The organism is Streptomyces sp. NL15-2K, from assembly GCF_030551255.1.
Classification (GTDB): domain Bacteria; phylum Actinomycetota; class Actinomycetes; order Streptomycetales; family Streptomycetaceae; genus Streptomyces.
Map to the genome: position 1 here is coordinate 6,963,630 of NZ_CP130630.1, position 16,335 is coordinate 6,979,964.

At 70.6% G+C, this 16,335-nt stretch carries 15 protein-coding genes; 9 read left to right on the forward strand and 6 right to left on the reverse strand.

Annotation, left to right across the window (positions count from 1 at the left end; translation table 11 throughout):
• Positions 1–112: 112 nt before the first annotated feature.
• Positions 113–1,279, reverse strand: a complete 1,167-nt coding sequence (locus tag Q4V64_RS31595; RefSeq protein WP_124439848.1) for a methyltransferase domain-containing protein — start codon at positions 1,277–1,279, stop codon at positions 113–115.
• 90 nt (positions 1,280–1,369) lie between these two features.
• Between Q4V64_RS31595 and Q4V64_RS31600 the strand changes: the two genes are divergently transcribed.
• From Q4V64_RS31600 to groL, 4 genes are all read left to right on the forward strand, one after another.
• Complete coding sequence (locus Q4V64_RS31600) at positions 1,370–2,299, forward strand: polysaccharide deacetylase family protein (protein ID WP_124439847.1); 930 nt, start codon at positions 1,370–1,372, stop codon at positions 2,297–2,299.
• 26 nt (positions 2,300–2,325) lie between these two features.
• Positions 2,326–3,117 (forward strand): polysaccharide deacetylase family protein, encoded by a 792-nt coding sequence (locus Q4V64_RS31605; protein ID WP_124439846.1) that lies wholly within the window; start codon positions 2,326–2,328, stop codon positions 3,115–3,117.
• A 363-nt stretch (positions 3,118–3,480) separates the two neighbouring features.
• Positions 3,481–3,789, forward strand: coding sequence for a co-chaperone GroES (groES, locus tag Q4V64_RS31610; RefSeq protein WP_095747815.1), 309 nt, complete (start codon positions 3,481–3,483; stop codon positions 3,787–3,789).
• A 116-nt stretch (positions 3,790–3,905) separates the two neighbouring features.
• Positions 3,906–5,531 carry a chaperonin GroEL gene (groL, locus tag Q4V64_RS31615; RefSeq protein WP_124439844.1) on the forward strand — a complete coding sequence of 542 codons (1,626 nt, stop codon included), beginning with the start codon at positions 3,906–3,908 and terminating at the stop codon, positions 5,529–5,531.
• A gap of 88 nt (positions 5,532–5,619) precedes the next feature.
• Here the strand turns inward: groL and Q4V64_RS31620 are convergent, their stop codons facing one another.
• The 3 genes from Q4V64_RS31620 to Q4V64_RS31630 all read right to left on the reverse strand — a co-directional run bounded on the left by Q4V64_RS31620 (position 5,620) and on the right by Q4V64_RS31630 (position 7,957).
• Entirely contained in the window at positions 5,620–6,327 is a 708-nt protein-coding gene (locus Q4V64_RS31620) for an ester cyclase (RefSeq protein ID WP_124439843.1), read from the reverse strand.
• Between the two features lie 89 nt (positions 6,328–6,416).
• Entirely contained in the window at positions 6,417–7,190 is a 774-nt protein-coding gene (locus Q4V64_RS31625; protein WP_124439842.1) for an SDR family oxidoreductase, read from the reverse strand.
• A gap of 98 nt (positions 7,191–7,288) precedes the next feature.
• Complete coding sequence (locus tag Q4V64_RS31630) at positions 7,289–7,957, reverse strand: MOSC domain-containing protein (RefSeq protein ID WP_124439841.1); 669 nt, start codon at positions 7,955–7,957, stop codon at positions 7,289–7,291.
• Positions 7,958–8,037: 80 nt separating this feature from the next.
• Here Q4V64_RS31630 and Q4V64_RS31635 point away from each other — a divergent pair, with 80 nt between their 5' ends.
• The gene (locus Q4V64_RS31635) at positions 8,038–8,934 is read left to right on the forward strand and encodes a LysR family transcriptional regulator (protein WP_124439840.1); all 897 of its coding nucleotides are present in this window, start codon (positions 8,038–8,040) and stop codon (positions 8,932–8,934) included.
• A 102-nt stretch (positions 8,935–9,036) separates the two neighbouring features.
• Here Q4V64_RS31635 and Q4V64_RS31640 read toward each other — a convergent pair whose 3' ends face one another.
• A complete protein-coding gene (locus Q4V64_RS31640) occupies positions 9,037–9,366 on the reverse strand; it encodes a WhiB family transcriptional regulator (RefSeq protein ID WP_124439839.1) in 330 nt (109 codons plus the stop codon).
• A 390-nt stretch (positions 9,367–9,756) separates the two neighbouring features.
• Here Q4V64_RS31640 and Q4V64_RS31645 point away from each other — a divergent pair, with 390 nt between their 5' ends.
• The 4 genes from Q4V64_RS31645 (at position 9,757) to Q4V64_RS31660 (ending at position 14,691) form a co-directional block, all read left to right on the forward strand.
• Positions 9,757–10,368 (forward strand): response regulator transcription factor, encoded by a 612-nt coding sequence (locus tag Q4V64_RS31645; protein ID WP_003948568.1) that lies wholly within the window; start codon positions 9,757–9,759, stop codon positions 10,366–10,368.
• Between the two features lie 644 nt (positions 10,369–11,012).
• Entirely contained in the window at positions 11,013–11,600 is a 588-nt protein-coding gene (locus Q4V64_RS31650; protein ID WP_124439837.1) for a sigma-70 family RNA polymerase sigma factor, read from the forward strand.
• 152 nt (positions 11,601–11,752) lie between these two features.
• Positions 11,753–13,258: an IMP dehydrogenase gene (gene guaB, locus Q4V64_RS31655; RefSeq protein WP_124439836.1), complete on the forward strand. Its 1,506-nt coding sequence runs from the start codon at positions 11,753–11,755 to the stop codon at positions 13,256–13,258.
• Between the two features lie 308 nt (positions 13,259–13,566).
• Positions 13,567–14,691: a GuaB3 family IMP dehydrogenase-related protein gene (locus Q4V64_RS31660; RefSeq protein ID WP_124439834.1), complete on the forward strand. Its 1,125-nt coding sequence runs from the start codon at positions 13,567–13,569 to the stop codon at positions 14,689–14,691.
• Positions 14,692–14,812: 121 nt separating this feature from the next.
• On the opposite strand, the gene Q4V64_RS31665 is transcribed toward Q4V64_RS31660, so the two are convergent.
• Positions 14,813–16,024 (reverse strand): nucleotide sugar dehydrogenase, encoded by a 1,212-nt coding sequence (locus tag Q4V64_RS31665; RefSeq protein WP_124439833.1) that lies wholly within the window; start codon positions 16,022–16,024, stop codon positions 14,813–14,815.
• Positions 16,025–16,335 lie beyond the last annotated feature (311 nt).

Genomic DNA, 16,335 nt, shown 5'->3' on the forward strand with positions numbered 1-16,335 from the left:
TTTTGTCCGGTGCGGCGAGTGGGGGTACCTCCCACGCCTTTAAGGCAGTGGGGGAGCGTGCCGGGCGTCGCGACGCCGCGGAGATCCATCAGAAGGGCCCTAGGCGTCCTGATCAGGCGGGGTGACCGAGAAGCATCGTCGGCGCCCCCGCCACCCGCGTCAGGAACACGGTCGCCGAGTTCGGCCCGTGCGTCTTGGGGAGCACCTTCTTCCTCAACTCCTCCGGCTCGACCGCCGACCCCCGCTTCTTCACGGTCAGGATCCCGGCCTTCCGCTCCCGCAGCAGCGCCTTCAACCTCTTGACGCTGAAGGGGAGTTGATCGGTGATCTCGTAGGCGGAGGCGTACGGCGTCGGACGCAGCTCGTCGGAGGTCACGTACGCGATGGTGGCATCGACCAGCCCGCCGTCGAGCTGTTCGGCGACCTCGGCGACCAGATGGGCACGGATGACGGCGCCGTCGGGCTCGTACAAGTACCGTCCGACGGGCCGGACCCGGGGATCCGGCAGCCCCCTTCCCAGCAGCGTGCGCGGCCCCGGCAGCAGCGTCGCCCGCACGGCCCCCGGCGCGGTGCCGAACCACAGCACCGCCTCCTTCACGTCCCCGCCGTCCGAGATCCACTCGGCCTCGGCCTCGGCGGGGACGGCTTCGTGCGGGATGCCCGGGGCGACCTTCAGGGCGGCGTGCGCAGCCGTGCGGGCGGCCTCGACCGCCCAGGACAACGGCGGCGAGTACGCCTCGGGATCGAAGATCCGGCCGCGGCCGCCCCGCCGTGCAGGGTCGACGAACACGGCGTCGTAGCCGCCCGTCTCCACCTCCGTGACATCCGCCTCCCGCACCTCCACCAGCCCGGCCAGCCCCAGCACCTCGGCGTTCGCCCGCGCCACCGCCACCGTCAGCGGATCCCGGTCCACGGCGAGCACCCGGATCCCGGCCCGCGCCAGCGCGATCGCGTCCCCGCCGATCCCACAGCACAGGTCGGCGACGGACCGCACACCCATCGCCCGGAAGCGCTCGGACCGGTACGTCGCCACGCTCGCCCGGGTCGACTGCTCGACCCCGTTCGGCGTGAAGAACATCCGCTCGGCGTCCTCGGCCCCGAACTTCGCCGCCGCCCGCTGCCGCAGCCGCGCCTGCCCGAGCGCCGCCGACACCAGCTCGGCGGGATGCTCGCGGCGCAGCCGGGTGGCGACGGCGAGTTCGTCGGCGGGTGCGGTGCCGCGCACGGCGTCGAGGAGGGCGCGGCCCTCGGGGGTGCGGAGGAGGGCGAGGTCGTTCACGGGCTCATTGTGGGCCAGTCGGTGGACGGTACGCCTCCGGCGGCGGTGTCGGCCCGGGGCCGCGACGGCGGCCTGCGAAGATCCGGCACCATGGGACTAGTAGTACAAAATGACAAAAAGGGTGCGAGGTGCCGGGTGCCCGTCCGCGGCGGCCTCGCCGTGCTGGGGGTCGCCGCGCTCGCCGCGGGCTGCGGGCAGGGCTTCGGCTCCGAGGTCCGGCCGGCCCCCGGCCAGCAGAAACTGGAGGCACCCCCCGCCCGAGCCCTCGACCGGTACGCGGGCAGGATCCACGCCGCGCACCGGGCCCGCGCGGCGGCGGCGAAGCGCTGGGGTCTGGCCGAGGTCCCGCTGACGCCCCCCGCACCCCCCGCGGTGAAACCGAGGATCTCCACCCGCAAGGGCTTCGAGGTCGACGACCACCGGGAACGGAACCTCCCCCCGGTCTTCACCACCGTCCCCACCCGGCAGAAGGTCGTCTTCCTCACCATCGACGACGGCGCCGAGAAGGACCCGGCGTTCCTGCGGATGATGGGCGAACTGAAGATCCCGTACACCGCCTTCCTCAGCGACTACCTGGTCAAGGAGGACTACGGCTACTTCAAGAAGATGCAGGACACGGGAGTGGTCCTGAACAACCACACCCTCCACCACCCCTACCTGCCGGACCTGTCGTACGCCCGCCAGAAGCGCGAGATCTGCGGCATGCAGCGCGTGATCGAGAGGCGCTACGGCAAGCGCCCCACCCTCTTCCGCCCGCCCTACGGCAACTACGACGGGGACACCCTGCGTGCCGCCAAGGCCTGCGGCATCAGGTACGTGCCCCTGTGGAACGAGGAGGTCTTCGTCGACCGCTGGGAGTACCGCGAGTGGGACCGGGACCTCCACCCGGGTGACATCGTCCTCAGCCACTTCCGGGGCCGGGACGACTGGAAAGGCACAATGCCGGACATGATCCGCCGGTTCCTGAACAAGATCACGGACAGGGGGTACGCCGTGGCCCGCCTGGAGGACTACCTGTGAGGCGGCGAAGGGGACGGTTGGCGGGGATGCTGGTGGCCGCCGTCGTGCTCACAGGCTGCGCCCTCGGCTCCGTCGAACGACCGGCCGAGAAGACGGCCGATCGGGTGGGATCACACGGTGCGACCGGCGACCGGGGCATGGGTGCGCAGCCGTACCGCCGCTGGGGCCTGACGGCCCCCCTCCCCCCGGCCCCGCAGCCGGCCGCCCGGCCCCCCGCGGACCGCACGGCGGGCCCGGCCATCCCACCCGTCGTCCGTCACATCCGCACGCCCGACAAGGTCGTCTTCCTCACTTACGACGACGGCGCCGAGAAGGATCCGCGGTTCGTCGACATGGTCCGTGAGCTACGGCTCCCGGTCAGCATGTTCCTCACGGACAGTGTCGTCGGCCCGGGGTACGGCCACTTCGCGCGCCTGCGGTCGGTCGGCGCGAGCATCCAGAACCACACCCTCGACCACCCCGCCCTGCGCGGCCTGCCCTACGCCGGCCAGCGCGCCGAGATCTGCGGCCAGCAGAACAAACTCAACGCCCGCTTCGGCATCCGCCCCCGCCTCTTCCGCCCGCCCTACGGCCTGTACGACACGACGACACTCCGCGCGGCAGCCGACTGCGGCATCTCGGCGGTCGTCCTGTGGCGGGCCTCGATGGAGGGCGAGTTGACGTTCACGCGGGGCGAGAGCCGGTTGCGGGCGGGCGACATCGTGTCGGTGGCCTCGGGGGAGGCGGCGGCCCTGACGCTGGTCGAACGAACGGCGAGGCTGCTGCGGGAGGTGCGGGGGAGAGGGCTGACGGTGGGAAAGCTGGAGGACTACCTGTAGAGGATCTGACCGGGCTGCGCCTTCCAGCGCCGGTCAGGCACTTTCAGCCCGTCCGGCGCTTGAGGACAAGGCCCGTTCAGGGCCGACAGCGGGGGCCTGGGGGCGGCAGCCCCCAGCAGAGCCTCACACCCACGCCGGGTGCCCCTGAAGGAAACGCCAGCTGAAAAACCCGCCCGAGCGCCGCACGGCATTGGCACTCCGCTTGACCGAGTGCTAATCGCAGTCATAGTCTCGGCTCTGGCACTCCCCCCTGGAGAGTGCCAACAACGCGACGGGCAGGTCCGGCACCCGCGACGACGGATCGACCTGGTCGCCACCTCAGACAGTTAACCCCGTGAGATCTCCGAAGGGGGAGGTCGGATCGTGACGACCGCCAGCTCCAAGGTTGCCATCAAGCCGCTCGAGGACCGCATTGTGGTCCAGGCCGTCGAGGCCGAGCAGACCACGGCCTCTGGCCTGGTCATCCCGGACACTGCCAAGGAGAAGCCCCAGGAGGGCGTCGTCCTGGCCGTGGGCCCGGGCCGTTTCGAGAACGGCGAGCGTCTTCCGCTCGACGTCAAGACCGGCGATGTCGTGCTGTACAGCAAGTACGGCGGCACCGAGGTGAAGTACAACGGCGAGGAGTACCTCGTCCTCTCGGCTCGCGACGTGCTCGCGATCATCGAGAAGTAATTCGCTTCACCGCACGTTTTCTTCGATCTGCGCCCCTGGCCCCCCGCGACCATTAATCAGCCGGGCGCCCGGGGCGCAGTTCGTTCATCTCCATTTTCCGAGAGGGCTACGCTCCCATGGCGAAGATCCTGAAGTTCGACGAGGACGCCCGTCGCGCCCTCGAGCGCGGCGTCAACAAGCTCGCTGACACGGTCAAGGTGACGATCGGCCCCAAGGGCCGCAACGTCGTCATCGACAAGAAGTTCGGCGCCCCCACCATCACCAACGACGGCGTCACCATCGCCCGCGAGGTCGAGGTCGACGACCCGTACGAGAACCTCGGCGCCCAGCTGGTGAAGGAGGTGGCGACCAAGACCAACGACATCGCGGGTGACGGCACCACCACCGCCACCGTGCTCGCCCAGGCGCTGGTCCGCGAGGGCCTGCGGAACGTCGCCGCCGGCGCGTCCCCGGCCGCCCTGAAGAAGGGCATCGACGCCGCCGTGGCCGCCGTGTCGGAGCACCTGCTGTCGTCGGCCCGGCCGATCGACGAGAAGTCCGACATCGCCGCCGTCGCCGGGCTGTCCGCCCAGGACCAGCAGGTCGGCGAGCTCATCGCCGAGGCGATGGACAAGGTCGGCAAGGACGGTGTCATCACCGTCGAGGAGTCCAACACCTTCGGTCTGGAGCTGGACTTCACCGAGGGCATGGCCTTCGACAAGGGTTACCTGTCGCCGTACTTCGTGACGGACCAGGAGCGTATGGAGGCCGTCCTCGACGACCCGTACATCCTGATCCACCAGGGCAAGATCTCCGCGATCGCGGACATGCTGCCGCTGCTGGAGAAGGTCATCCAGGCCAACTCCTCCAAGCCGCTGCTGATCATCGCCGAGGACGTCGAGGGCGAGGCCCTGTCGACCCTGGTCGTGAACAAGATCCGCGGCACCTTCAACGCGGTCGCGGTCAAGGCCCCCGGCTTCGGCGACCGCCGCAAGGCGATGCTGCAGGACATGGCGGTCCTCACCGGCGCCACGGTCGTCTCCGAGGAGGTCGGCCTCAAGCTCGACCAGGTCGGCCTGGAGGTGCTGGGCTCCGCCCGCCGCGTCACGGTCACCAAGGACGACACCACCCTCGTCGACGGCTCCGGCAAGTCCGAGGACGTCCGGGGCCGCGTCGCCCAGGTCAAGGCCGAGATCGAGAACACCGACTCCGACTGGGACCGCGAGAAGCTCCAGGAGCGCCTCGCGAAGCTGGCCGGCGGCGTGTGCGTGATCAAGGTCGGCGCCGCCACCGAGGTGGAGCTGAAGGAGAAGAAGCACCGTCTGGAGGACGCCATCTCCGCGACCCGCGCCGCGGTCGAGGAGGGCATCGTCTCCGGTGGTGGCTCCGCGCTGGTGCACGCCGCCAAGGTCCTGGAGGGCAACCTCGACAAGACCGGCGACGAGGCCACCGGTGTCGCGGTCGTCCGCCGCGCGGTCGTCGAGCCGCTGCGCTGGATCGCCGAGAACGCCGGCCTGGAGGGTTACGTCATCACCGCCAAGGTCGCCGAGCTCGACAAGGGCCAGGGCTTCAACGCCGCCACCGGCGAGTACGGCGACCTGATCAAGCAGGGCGTCATCGACCCGGTCAAGGTCACCCGCTCCGCCCTGGAGAACGCCGCCTCCATCGCCTCCCTCCTCCTGACGACCGAGACCCTGGTCGTCGAGAAGAAGGAAGAGGAGGAGCCGGCCGCGGGCGGCCACAGCCACGGCCACTCCCACTGAGGCACCGACGGCCCCAAGAAGCCCCCGTTCCCGCAGGGAACGGGGGCTTCTTCCCGGTACGAGCCCGTACGAGCCCGCTGTCCGCGGATCACTTCTCCAACGCGTCGAGCGCCCCGAGCTGCTCCATCAGCCCCAGCCGGTCGTACTGCCACCAGCCCTCGGCGATCTTCCCGTCCGAGGTGCACCGGTGGATGGTCGTCCCGGTCACGGTGACGTTTCTGCCGGTGGCCGAAATGCCGAGGTAGTCGCCCTTGTGGGTGCCGCTCCAGGTCCACCGGGTGGCCACGCGGTCACCCTGGGCGATCTGGTCCTCGACGGTGAACGCGAAGTCGAACCCGCCCCGCCACATCTCGACCTCGCGCCGGAACGCGTCCAGGCCGATGACGTCCTGTGGGTTGGCGGGATCGTGGTCGTGGTAGTCCTCGATGAGCAGATCGTTGAACGGGGGCAGTTCCCCCTTGGTGGCCAAGGTGTCGAAGAGCCTGCGCGCGTTGGCCGCGTACAACTGCTCGTCCCGCACCACGTCCAGATCGGTGAACGTCGGCATCGTGTCGCACAGGGCGACCATCTCGCGGAACGTCCGCTCGGTCTCCGGGAGGTTCGAGTTGCGCATCGCCTCCTCGTACGACGGGAACTCCACGATCTCGATGAGGTGCGACGCGTCCGACAGGTCCTTGCCGACCACCGCATGCGTCGCGGTCCGCTTCCCCTGGGTCTGTTCGACCCATGTGTCCATCAGCCGGTTCATCTCGTCGATCCGGCTGGTCCTGCAGTCGATGAGCTGTACGAACGTCATGATGCCGCCTCCGGCCCCCCTGGGTCCGGTCATTCGGTCACGCCCATTTTCCCACCGGAGGCGCCGTCGCTCACCGCGGTGACGCACGCTCACTGCGGACCGTACTTGCGCCCCGTCTTCGAGGAGATCCCGCCCAGCAGCCCTCGCGGCACCACCTTCACGACGCCCATGAGCGCCTTGTACCGCGGATCCGGAATCGACACCGACTTGCCGCGCGCGAGGTCGGAAAGGGCCGCCGCGACCAGCTTGTCCGCGTCCAGCCACATCCAGCCGGGGATGTTGTCCGTCCCCATCCCGGCCCGCTGGTGGAACTCCGTCCGCACGAACCCCGGGCACAGCGCCATCAGCCGCACCCCGCTCCCGGCCAGATCCCGCGCCGCGCCCTGCGTGAACTGCACGACCCACGCCTTGGACGCCCCGTACGTCCCGCGCGGCACGAAGGCCGCGACCGACGCCACGTTGACGACACCGCCCCGCCCCCGCTCCCGCATCGCCTCGGTCGCCGCCGACGTCAGCCGCAGCACCGCCTCGCAGTGCACCTTGAGCATCGTCAGCTCATCGGCCATGGACACGTCGAGAAAGCGGCCCTTGTTGCCGAAGCCCGCGTTGTTGATCAGCAGGTCGACGGGGTTCTTGCGGTCGGCCAGGCGCTCGGCGACCGCCTCGATGCCGTCGTCCGTCGCCAGGTCGGCCGTGACCACCTCCGCCTCGATGCCGTGCCGGTCGTGCAGTTCGGTCGCCTGTTCCCGCAGCCGCTTGGTGTCGCGGGCCGTCAGGACGAGGTTGTGCCCGTCCGCCGCCAGCCGTCGCGCGAACGCGGCGCCGATGCCCGCGGTCGATCCCGTGATGAGAGCCGTTGTCATGGCGCAAGGTTAGTGACCCGGACTGCGTCCGTCCGCTCCCTGCGCAGGGGCTCCCGCCGAGTGAAGACCGGGCGAACACCGCTCCCGGCGAACGCCTGTCAGGCCCCGTGCTTCGCCACGTACTCACGCGCCTGCTTCAGCGCCTCCGGATGCAGCGCCTCGCCCGCCGTCAGCAGCCGCGGGAGCAGCTGCCGCTCGGTCGTGACCGCGCGGAACTGCAGGGCCACCGTCACGTCGTGGTCCGGCCGGTGCACGATCTCGACGGGGTCGCCCGACCGGATCTCACCGGGCCGGATCACCCGCAGATACGCCCCCGGCGCCCCCTTCTGCGTGAACCGCTTCACCCATCCCTTCTCACCCAGGTGCTCCTGGAAGGTCCGGCAGGGAATCCGTCCGCAGGTCACCTCCAGCACCACCTCGGCCCCGATCCGCCAGCGCTCGCCGATCCGGGCACCGGACACGTCCAGGCCCTCGGTGGTGATGTTCTCGCCGAACGCGCCGCTCGCCAGCGGCCGCCCCAGCTCACGCTCCCAGTCGTCCAGGTCCTCGCGGGCCACCGCGTACACGGCCTGGTCGTCGCCCCCGTGGTGCCGCGTGTCGCACACCGAGTCCCCGGCCAGCCCGCTGGCCCCGACCCCCTTGGGTCCGGGCGCGGCCACCCGCACCGGGCCGTCGGTCGGCCGCTTGTCGATGCCGGTCAGGCCTTCCGGCTGGTCCGAGTAGGGCACGGCCTTCGCGCGGCCCAGATTCACCGAGAGAAGCTTCATGGGCGCACGGTAGGCGACCGCGACCCAAAGTGTCGACGTGATTTTCTGCGGGAGCCCCAAGGTCGGCTTATGCTCGACAGGTGATCGAGGCCCGTCATCTCCGCGTCCTGCGCGCCGTGGCCGCCACCGGCTCCTTCTCGGCGGCGGGGCGCGAACTGGGCTGCACCCAGCCCGCCGTCAGCCAGCAGATCAAGGCCCTGGAGAACTCCGTCGGCACGCCCCTGCTGATCCGCAGCGGACGCGAGATGCGGCTGACCCAGGCCGGCGAGGCCCTGGTCCGGCACGCCGCCGGGATCCTCGCCGGGCTCACCGCGGCCGAGGAAGAGGTCGCCGCCATCGCCGGCCTGCGCGCGGGCCGCGTCCGGCTGGTCTCCTTCCCCAGTGGCAGCTCCACGCTCGTCCCCACCGCGCTGGCCGCCCTGCGCGCCGAACACCCCGGTACCCGCGTCTCGTTGGAGGAGGCCGAACCGCCGCAGTCCGTCGAACTGCTGCGCGAGGGCGACTGCGATGTGGCCCTCGCCTTCCGGTACAAGGGGGCGGCGGGCGCCGAGGAGTGGAACGACCTCGTGGTGCGGCCCCTGCTGACCGACCGGCTCGTCGCCCTCGTACCCGAACGGCACCGGCTCGCCCTCGCGGAGTCCGTGGCCATCGGAGAACTCGCCCGGGACCCGTGGATCGCGGGCTGCCCGCGCTGCCGCGGCCAGCTGATCGAGGTGTGCGAGGGTGCCGGATTCACGCCCCGCATCGATTTCGCGACCGACGACTATCCGGCGGTGGTGGGCCTGGTGGGCGCCGGCCTCGGGGTCGCCGTCCTGCCTCAGCTCGCGGTGGAGTCCGTACGGCCGCGAGGCGCGCGCACGGTGACGCTGGAACCGGCGGTGCGGCGGGAGATCGTCGCGCTCACCCTGCCCGACCTGGCACAGGTGCCGGCGGTGGCGGCGACGCTGGAGCAACTGGCCCGGGCGGCGAGCCGCTGACGGGCGACGGCCCCTGACGGACGGCCCCTGACGGACGGCCGCGGACAAAAGACAAGGGCACGCGTGTGCGTGCCCACCCTGCAGAAACGTTTCTTCAGTTGTTCAGTGGTTCGAGGTGCTGTCCCCGACGGTCGACGTCGCCGGCACCAGCCGGTGACGCGCCCGCCCCATCAACTCCTCACGCTCGTCCTCGGTCAGTCCGCCCCACACGCCGTACGGCTCTCTGACCGCCAGCGCGTGCGCCGCGCACTGCGCGCGCACCGGGCACCTCATGCAGACCTCCTTGGCCGAGTTCTCACGAGCGCTCCGAGCCGCACCGCGTTCGCCCTCCGGATGGAAGAAGAGCGAGCTGTCCACCCCTCGACAGGCAGCCAGCAGCTGCCAGTCCCACAGGTCCGCGTTCGGTCCGGGAAGGCGGGAGAAATCTGCCATTGCGTGACCCCTTGTAACCGTTCTGGGAGGTTGTCGGCGGATGCTGTGTCCACGACCGTACATCTACGATCTAAGGAGATGAAAATATGACTCATTGCGAATCTAGCCTCAGACACCGGTAAATGGGAAGAAATGGGGCCGAATGGGGCATGGGTTGTGATGAAACATTGCGGGTCCGTCGCGCATGTCTGCACGTGTCCGTGCCCTCACGTAGAGTGCCGAAGATGACACACGGCCCCGTAACTCTTTCGAGTGACCGTCGTTGAGAGTGCGGAGGCGGTTGAAACAACAAGTGCTCGGGCAGGCGTCCGAGTCAGTCGACCGCACAGGTGACGATTTCGTACCAGCCTGGAGGCTCAAGGTGACGTGCATCAGCTGCGGAGGGCGGCCATGACATCCGTCCTCGTCTGCGACGACTCCCCGCTTGCCCGAGAGGCGCTCCGGCGCGCGGTCGCGACCGTGCCCGGCGTCGAGCGCGTGACGACGGCGGCCAACGGCGAGGAAGTCCTCCGCCGCTGGGGCGCCGACCGCTCGGACCTGATTCTGATGGACGTACGCATGCCCGGACTGGGCGGCGTGGAGACCGTCCGGCGGCTGCTGTCCGCCGACCCCGGTGCGCGCATCATCATGCTCACCGTCGCCGAGGACCTCGACGGCGTGGCCCTCGCGGTCGCCGCCGGTGCCCGCGGCTACCTGCACAAGGACGCCTCGCGTGCCGAGTTGCGCGCCACCGTCACCCAGGCCCTCGCCGACCCGACCTGGCGGCTGGCCCCGCGCCGGCTGCGCTCCGCCGAGATGGGCGCCGCGCCCACGCTCACCGCGCGTGAGATCCAGGTCCTCGAAGGCATGAGCCACGGCCGCTCCAACGCCGAGATCGGCCGCGAGCTGTTCCTCTCCGAGGACACCGTCAAGACGCACGCCCGGCGGCTGTTCAAGAAGCTCGGCGCCTCGGACCGGGCACACGCGGTCGCACTCGGCTTCCGATGGGGCCTGGTGCGCTAGGCCCTGTCGTCAAATTCCCGCCTGCCCCGCGACGCCATGCACGCTCCCCCACTGCCTTAAAGGCGTGGGAGGTGCCCCCACTCGCCGCACCGGGCGCAGACCCACGTACAACCAGTACGAGGGTCTGCGCCCGGCACGCCGAGAGCACGCACCTACGCGGACATCAGCCTCCCCCACTCTCGGCTTCGCTCGAGCGGGGGGACCCCCATCGCGGCGGGCGCGGGGCCCGCCCTTCGGGCGGACGACAGGAATTTGACGACTGGGCCTAGGGCCTGTGTCGGAAGTGGCGCCTGCCGGGCGACGCCCGGCACGCACCGGGCATGCGGTCACAGGGCTGCGGGCCGTCCGTGGGCCGCGGGCCGTCCGTGGCTGGTCGAGCCCACGCGGCGGAGCCGCATGTCCATACGGGCCGCGCCCCTTCCGGGGCGCGGTTACGGGGCCGGTCAAGCGGCCTTTTCGGTGCCCGCTGCTCGTTTCGGCGCGGATGCCGCATCCTTGGAGGTGTGGAGTTCCTCGGGGACGAGTCGGTCGAGCGGAAGGGGAGGGCGCAGGGGATGAGTGCCGGCGCACCTGCTCATAACGCTTCGGTGCACAACAACGGGCACGATGCCGCGGATCGCAAGACGCCAAGGCACCATGGACCGATGCGCGACGACGAGGCGGTCACTGCCCAGGGGGCGATCGGCGCACTCGTGCATCGCGCCGTCGACGGGGACGAACAGGCCACGCACGACCTGCTCGCCCACGTCCACCCCTTGGCGCTGCGCTACTGCCGCACCCGTCTGTCCCGCCTGCCGGGCGACGCCCGGCACTTCGTCGAGGACCTCGCCCAGGAGGTCTGCGTCGCGGTCCTCCTCGCCCTGCCGCGCTACCGCGACACCGGACGTCCGTTCGAGGCGTTCGTCTTCGCCATCGCCGCGCACAAGGTGGCGGACCTGCAGCGAGCGGCGATGCGGCACCCCGGGTCGACGGCCGTCCCGTCCGACGAGATGCCGGAACGCCCGGACGACTCCCTGGGCCCGGAAGAGCGCGCCCTGCTGAGCAGTGACGCCGAATGGGCCAAGAAACTGCTGGCCAACCTGCCCGAGAACCAGCGGGAGCTGCTGCTGCTGCGGATCGCGGTGGGGCTGACGGCGGAGGAGACGGGTCAGATGTTGGGAATGTCACCCGGAGCGGTCCGAGTGGCGCAGCACAGGGCGCTGAGCCGGCTGCGCGCCCTGGCCGAGCAGTAGGCCCACTGGGGAGGCGGCGCCTTGAACGGGCGATGCGCCGGATCCGTACGAACATACGAAGCCCTCGGCCGTCCCGAACCGTGGAATCCGGGACCCCTGCTTCCCGTTAGCATGGACATCCGCACCGATCAAGGCCATTTGGGGAAGGTGTCATGACTGCCAACGTCGACGGAGTGCCCGGTAAATTCGCGACACTCGGGCTGACCTACGACGACGTGCTGCTGCTGCCGGGCGCCTCTGACGTGCTCCCGGGCGCGGTCGACACCTCGTCCCGCATCTCACGCAACGTCCGTGTGAACATCCCGCTCCTGTCGGCGGCGATGGACAAGGTGACCGAGGCCCGCATGGCGATCGCCATGGCCCGCCAGGGCGGCGTCGGCGTGCTGCACCGCAACCTCTCCATCGAGGACCAGGTCAACCAGGTCGACCTGGTGAAGCGGTCCGAGTCCGGCATGGTCACCGACCCGATCACGGTGAACCCGGACGCGACCCTGGCCGACGCCGACGCCCTGTGTGCCAAGTTCCGCATCAGCGGCGTGCCGGTCACCGACGGCGCGGGCAAGCTGCTCGGCATCGTCACCAACCGCGACATGGCCTTCGAGACCGACCGCTCGCAGCAGGTGCGCGAGATCATGACCCCGATGCCGCTGGTCACCGGCAAGGTCGGCATCTCCGGCGCCGACGCCATGGAACTGCTGCGCCGCCACAAGATCGAGAAGCTTCCCCTGGTCGACGACGCGGGCATCCTCAAGGGCCTGATCACGGTCAAGGACTTCGTCAAGGCCGAGCAGTACCCCCGGGCCGCCAAGGACGCCGAGGGCCGGCTGATCGTCGGTGCCGCCGTCGGCGCCAGCCCCGAGGCCCTGGAGCGCGCCCAGGCCCTCGCCGAGGCCGGCGTGGACTTCCTGGTCGTCGACACCTCGCACGGCCACAACAGCAACGCCCTGAGCTGGATGTCGAAGATCAAGTCGGGCGTGTCCGTCGACGTGATCGGCGGCAACGTCGCCACGCGCGACGGCGCCCAGGCCCTGATCGACGCGGGCGTCGACGGCATCAAGGTCGGTGTCGGGCCCGGTTCGATCTGTACCACCCGCGTGGTCGCCGGCATCGGCGTCCCGCAGGTCACCGCCATCTACGAGGCGTCCCTCGCGGCCCGCCCGGCCGGCATCCCGCTGATCGGCGACGGTGGCCTGCAGTACTCCGGCGACATCGGCAAGGCGCTGGCCGCCGGTGCCGACGCGGTCATGCTGGGCAGCCTCCTCGCGGGCTGCGAGGAGTCGCCCGGCGAGCTGCAGTTCATCAACGGCAAGCAGTACAAGTCGTACCGCGGCATGGGCTCGCTCGGCGCGATGCAGTCCCGCGGCCAGGCCAAGTCGTACTCGAAGGACCGCTACTTCCAGGCCGACGTCGGCGCCGACGACAAGCTCGTGCCCGAGGGCGTCGAGGGCCAGGTGCCCTACCGCGGCCCGCTGGGCAACGTGCTGCACCAGCTCGTCGGCGGTCTGCGCCAGACCATGGGCTATGTGGGCGCCGCCACCATCGAGGAGATGGAGTCCAAGGGCCGCTTCGTCCGGATCACCTCGGCGGGCTTGAAGGAGAGCCACCCGCACGACATCCAGATGACGGTCGAGGCGCCGAACTACAGCCGCAGCAAGTGACCTCCACGCGCGCGTAGAGCCAGTGCCCCGGCAGGCAACGTTCGCCCCGTCGCGACGCCCGGCACGTGCTCTCGCCGCACCGGCCGAAAGCCCAAGTACATCCAGTACGAGGACTTCCGGCCGGCACTCCCCCAGAGGGGGGACCCCCAGAGCACGCACCGGACGCCGCTCCTTGATGGGCAAACGTTGCCTGCCGGGGCACTGGTTCGAATCGGCCGAGGGCGGTCCCGGAGCATCCGGGGCCGCCCTTGTCGTACCCGTCGGCGATACTGGAAGACGCTGGAACGCATCAGGGAAAGGCCACACACGTGACTGAGATCGAGATCGGGCGCGGCAAGCGCGGCCGCCGGGCGTACGCCTTCGACGACATCGCCGTCGTCCCCAGCCGCCGTACCCGGGACCCGAAGGAGGTCTCGATCGCCTGGCAGATCGACGCCTACCGTTTCGAGCTGCCCTTCCTGGCCGCCCCCATGGACTCGGTCGTCTCCCCGGCCACCGCGATCCGCATCGGAGAGCTCGGCGGCCTGGGCGTCCTGAACCTCGAGGGCCTGTGGACGCGGTACGAGGACCCGCAGCCGCTGCTCGACGAGATCGTCGGCCTGCCCGTCGAGGCGGCCACCCGCCGCCTCCAGGAGATCTACGCCGCTCCCATCAAGGAGGAGCTGATCGGGCAGCGCCTGAAGGAGGTGCGCGACTCGGGCGTGGTCACCGCGGCCGCGCTCTCCCCGCAGCGCACCGCCCAGTTCTCCAAGGCGGTCGTGGACGCGGGCGTGGACATCTTCGTCATCCGCGGCACGACGGTGTCGGCGGAGCACGTCTCCGGCTCGCACGAACCGCTGAACCTGAAGCAGTTCATCTACGAACTCGACGTCCCGGTGATCGTCGGCGGCTGCGCCACGTACACCGCGGCTCTGCACCTGATGCGCACGGGCGCGGCGGGCGTGCTCGTCGGCTTCGGCGGCGGCGCCGCGCACACCACGCGCAATGTGCTGGGCATCCAGGTCCCGATGGCGACCGCGGTCGCCGACGTGGCGGCGGCCCGCCGGGACTACATGGACGAGTCCGGCGGCCGGTACGTGCACGTGATCGCGGACGGCGGCGTCGGCTGGTCCGGCGACCTGCCCAAGGCGGTCGCCTGCGGCGCGGACGCCGTGATGATGGGCTCCCCGCTGGCCCGTGCCACGGACGCGCCGGGCAGGGGCCACCACTGGGGCATGGAGGCGGTCAACGAGGAGCTGCCGCGCGGCCAGAAGGTGGACCTGGGCACGGTCGGCACGCTTGAGGAGGTCCTCGCGGGGCCGTCCCACACGCCGGACGGGTCGATGAACTTCTTCGGGGCGCTGCGGCGGGCGATGGCGACCACCGGGTACAGCGAGCTGAAGGAGTTCCAGCGGGTCGAGGTGACGGTGGCGGACTCGCAGCACAGGCGGTAGGCCGACAGGCAGTACGGCGTCGAGGGGCTCGGACCTGCGTGGTCCGGGCCCTTCTGCGCGCCAAGTGGGCCTGGTGGGGCGCGTTTTGCGGTGGAGGGCACTCGCACTCACGCACTCCCCTTCACAACCTGTGCGCCGCCCCCGTAGGCGTAGCCCCCCGCGTATCCAGCAGCAACTGCGCCTTCACCGACAACCCCTGCAGGTCGTACGTCCGATGCTGCTGGAGCAGGATCGTCAGGTCGGCGTCGACGGCGGCCTCGTACAGGGAGTCCGCGCGCGGGACCGGGCGGTCCAGGACGCTCCAGGACGGGACGTGGGGGTCGTGGTAGCTGACGGAGGCGCCCAGTTCCATCAGGCGGATCGCGATCTCCTGGGCGGGGGTGGCCTGTTGGTCGGCCAGGTCCGGCTTGTAGGTGACGCCGAGGAGGAGGACGCGGGCGCCTCGGGCCGACTTTCCGTGCTCGTTGAGGAGGGTCGCGGCGCGCTGGATGACGTAGCGGGGCATGTGGCTGTTGACCTGCTGGGCCAGTTCCACCATGCGCAGGGTGCGGCCGGAGAGGCTGCCGGTCAGGTCCTGGGGGACGGAGTGGCCGCCGACGCCGGGGCCGGGGCGGAAGGCCTGGAAGCCGAACGGCTTGGTCTCCGCGCAGCGGATGACGTCCCACAGGTCGACGCCCAAGTCGTGGCAGAGGACGGCCATCTCGTTGACGAGGGCGATGTTGACGTGCCGGTAGTTGGTCTCCAGGAGCTGTACGGTTTCCGCTTCGCGGGGTCCACGCGCGCGTACCACCTTGTCGGTGAGGCGGCCGTAGAAGGCGGCGGCCGACTCGGTGCAGGCGGAGGTGAGGCCGCCGATCACCTTGGGGGTGTTGGCGGGGGTGAAGTCGCGGTTGCCGGGGTCGACGCGGCTGGGGGAGTAGGCGAGGTGGAAGTCGCGGCCCGCGCGCAGTCCGGAGCCCTCTTCGAGGAGCGGGCGGAGGTACTCCTCGGTGGTGCCCGGGTGCACGGGGGACTCCAGGATGACCGTGGTGTGCGGGCGCAGGTGTGCGGCCAGGGTGTGGGCGGCGGCCTCCACCTGGCCGAGGTCGAGGCCGCCGTCCGCGTCCCGTGGGGTCGGGGCGCAGATGACCGCGGTGCGCACCCGGCCGAGCTCGGCCGGGGACGTGGTCGGCCGGAAGCCTCCCGCGAGCATCCGGCGCACTTCGGCGGGGCTGAGGGAGCCGGCCTCGGGGCCGGTCCGGTACCCGAGTGTGGGGATGCCGGCGGCGACGGCGGCCTGGGCCAGGGGCAGGCCGTACGGGCCGAGTCCGATGACGGCGAGATCTGCGGGCATGGCGGTGGGCCGTCCTTCCCAGTAGCCGAAGCGGGACAGGTGCGCAAGCCCAGTGGACAGGATGGACCAGCGCAATGTCACACTAGGAGTAAATATGACCGTTATGTGGGATTGATGGCGTGTGTCTTCCCGCGGGTCTGTGACGGGCTTCCCGCAGGAGCGTGTCCGCCTGCCAGCGGGTCCGTGAAAGTTGTCCGCAGGCTGGGGCGACTGCTGGCTGAACTCGGGCAAGCCGGTCAGAATTCTGGGCATGGGGGATACGTGACCGGGTCACTCCCCAGGGGTGCGACCGGCGCGACCTACAGCGGGAG

Excerpts from the sequence above, each read along its gene's own strand:
- Q4V64_RS31625 (WP_124439842.1), bottom strand. The coding sequence starts at position 7,190 with ATGACAACGGCTCTCATCACGGGATCGACCGCGGGCATCGGCGCCGCG.
- Q4V64_RS31640 (WP_124439839.1), bottom strand. The coding sequence starts at position 9,366 with ATGGCAGATTTCTCCCGCCTTCCCGGACCGAACGCGGACCTGTGGGAC.
- Q4V64_RS31600 (WP_124439847.1), top strand. The coding sequence starts at position 1,370 with ATGGGACTAGTAGTACAAAATGACAAAAAGGGTGCGAGGTGCCGGGTG.
- Q4V64_RS31665 (WP_124439833.1), bottom strand. The coding sequence starts at position 16,024 with ATGCCCGCAGATCTCGCCGTCATCGGACTCGGCCCGTACGGCCTGCCC.
- Q4V64_RS31645 (WP_003948568.1), top strand. The coding sequence starts at position 9,757 with ATGACATCCGTCCTCGTCTGCGACGACTCCCCGCTTGCCCGAGAGGCG.
- Q4V64_RS31630 (WP_124439841.1), bottom strand. The coding sequence starts at position 7,957 with ATGAAGCTTCTCTCGGTGAATCTGGGCCGCGCGAAGGCCGTGCCCTAC.
- groL (WP_124439844.1), top strand. The coding sequence starts at position 3,906 with ATGGCGAAGATCCTGAAGTTCGACGAGGACGCCCGTCGCGCCCTCGAG.
- Q4V64_RS31605 (WP_124439846.1), top strand. The coding sequence starts at position 2,326 with ATGCTGGTGGCCGCCGTCGTGCTCACAGGCTGCGCCCTCGGCTCCGTC.
- Q4V64_RS31650 (WP_124439837.1), top strand. The coding sequence starts at position 11,013 with ATGCGCGACGACGAGGCGGTCACTGCCCAGGGGGCGATCGGCGCACTC.
- Q4V64_RS31620 (WP_124439843.1), bottom strand. The coding sequence starts at position 6,327 with ATGACGTTCGTACAGCTCATCGACTGCAGGACCAGCCGGATCGACGAG.
- guaB (WP_124439836.1), top strand. The coding sequence starts at position 11,753 with ATGACTGCCAACGTCGACGGAGTGCCCGGTAAATTCGCGACACTCGGG.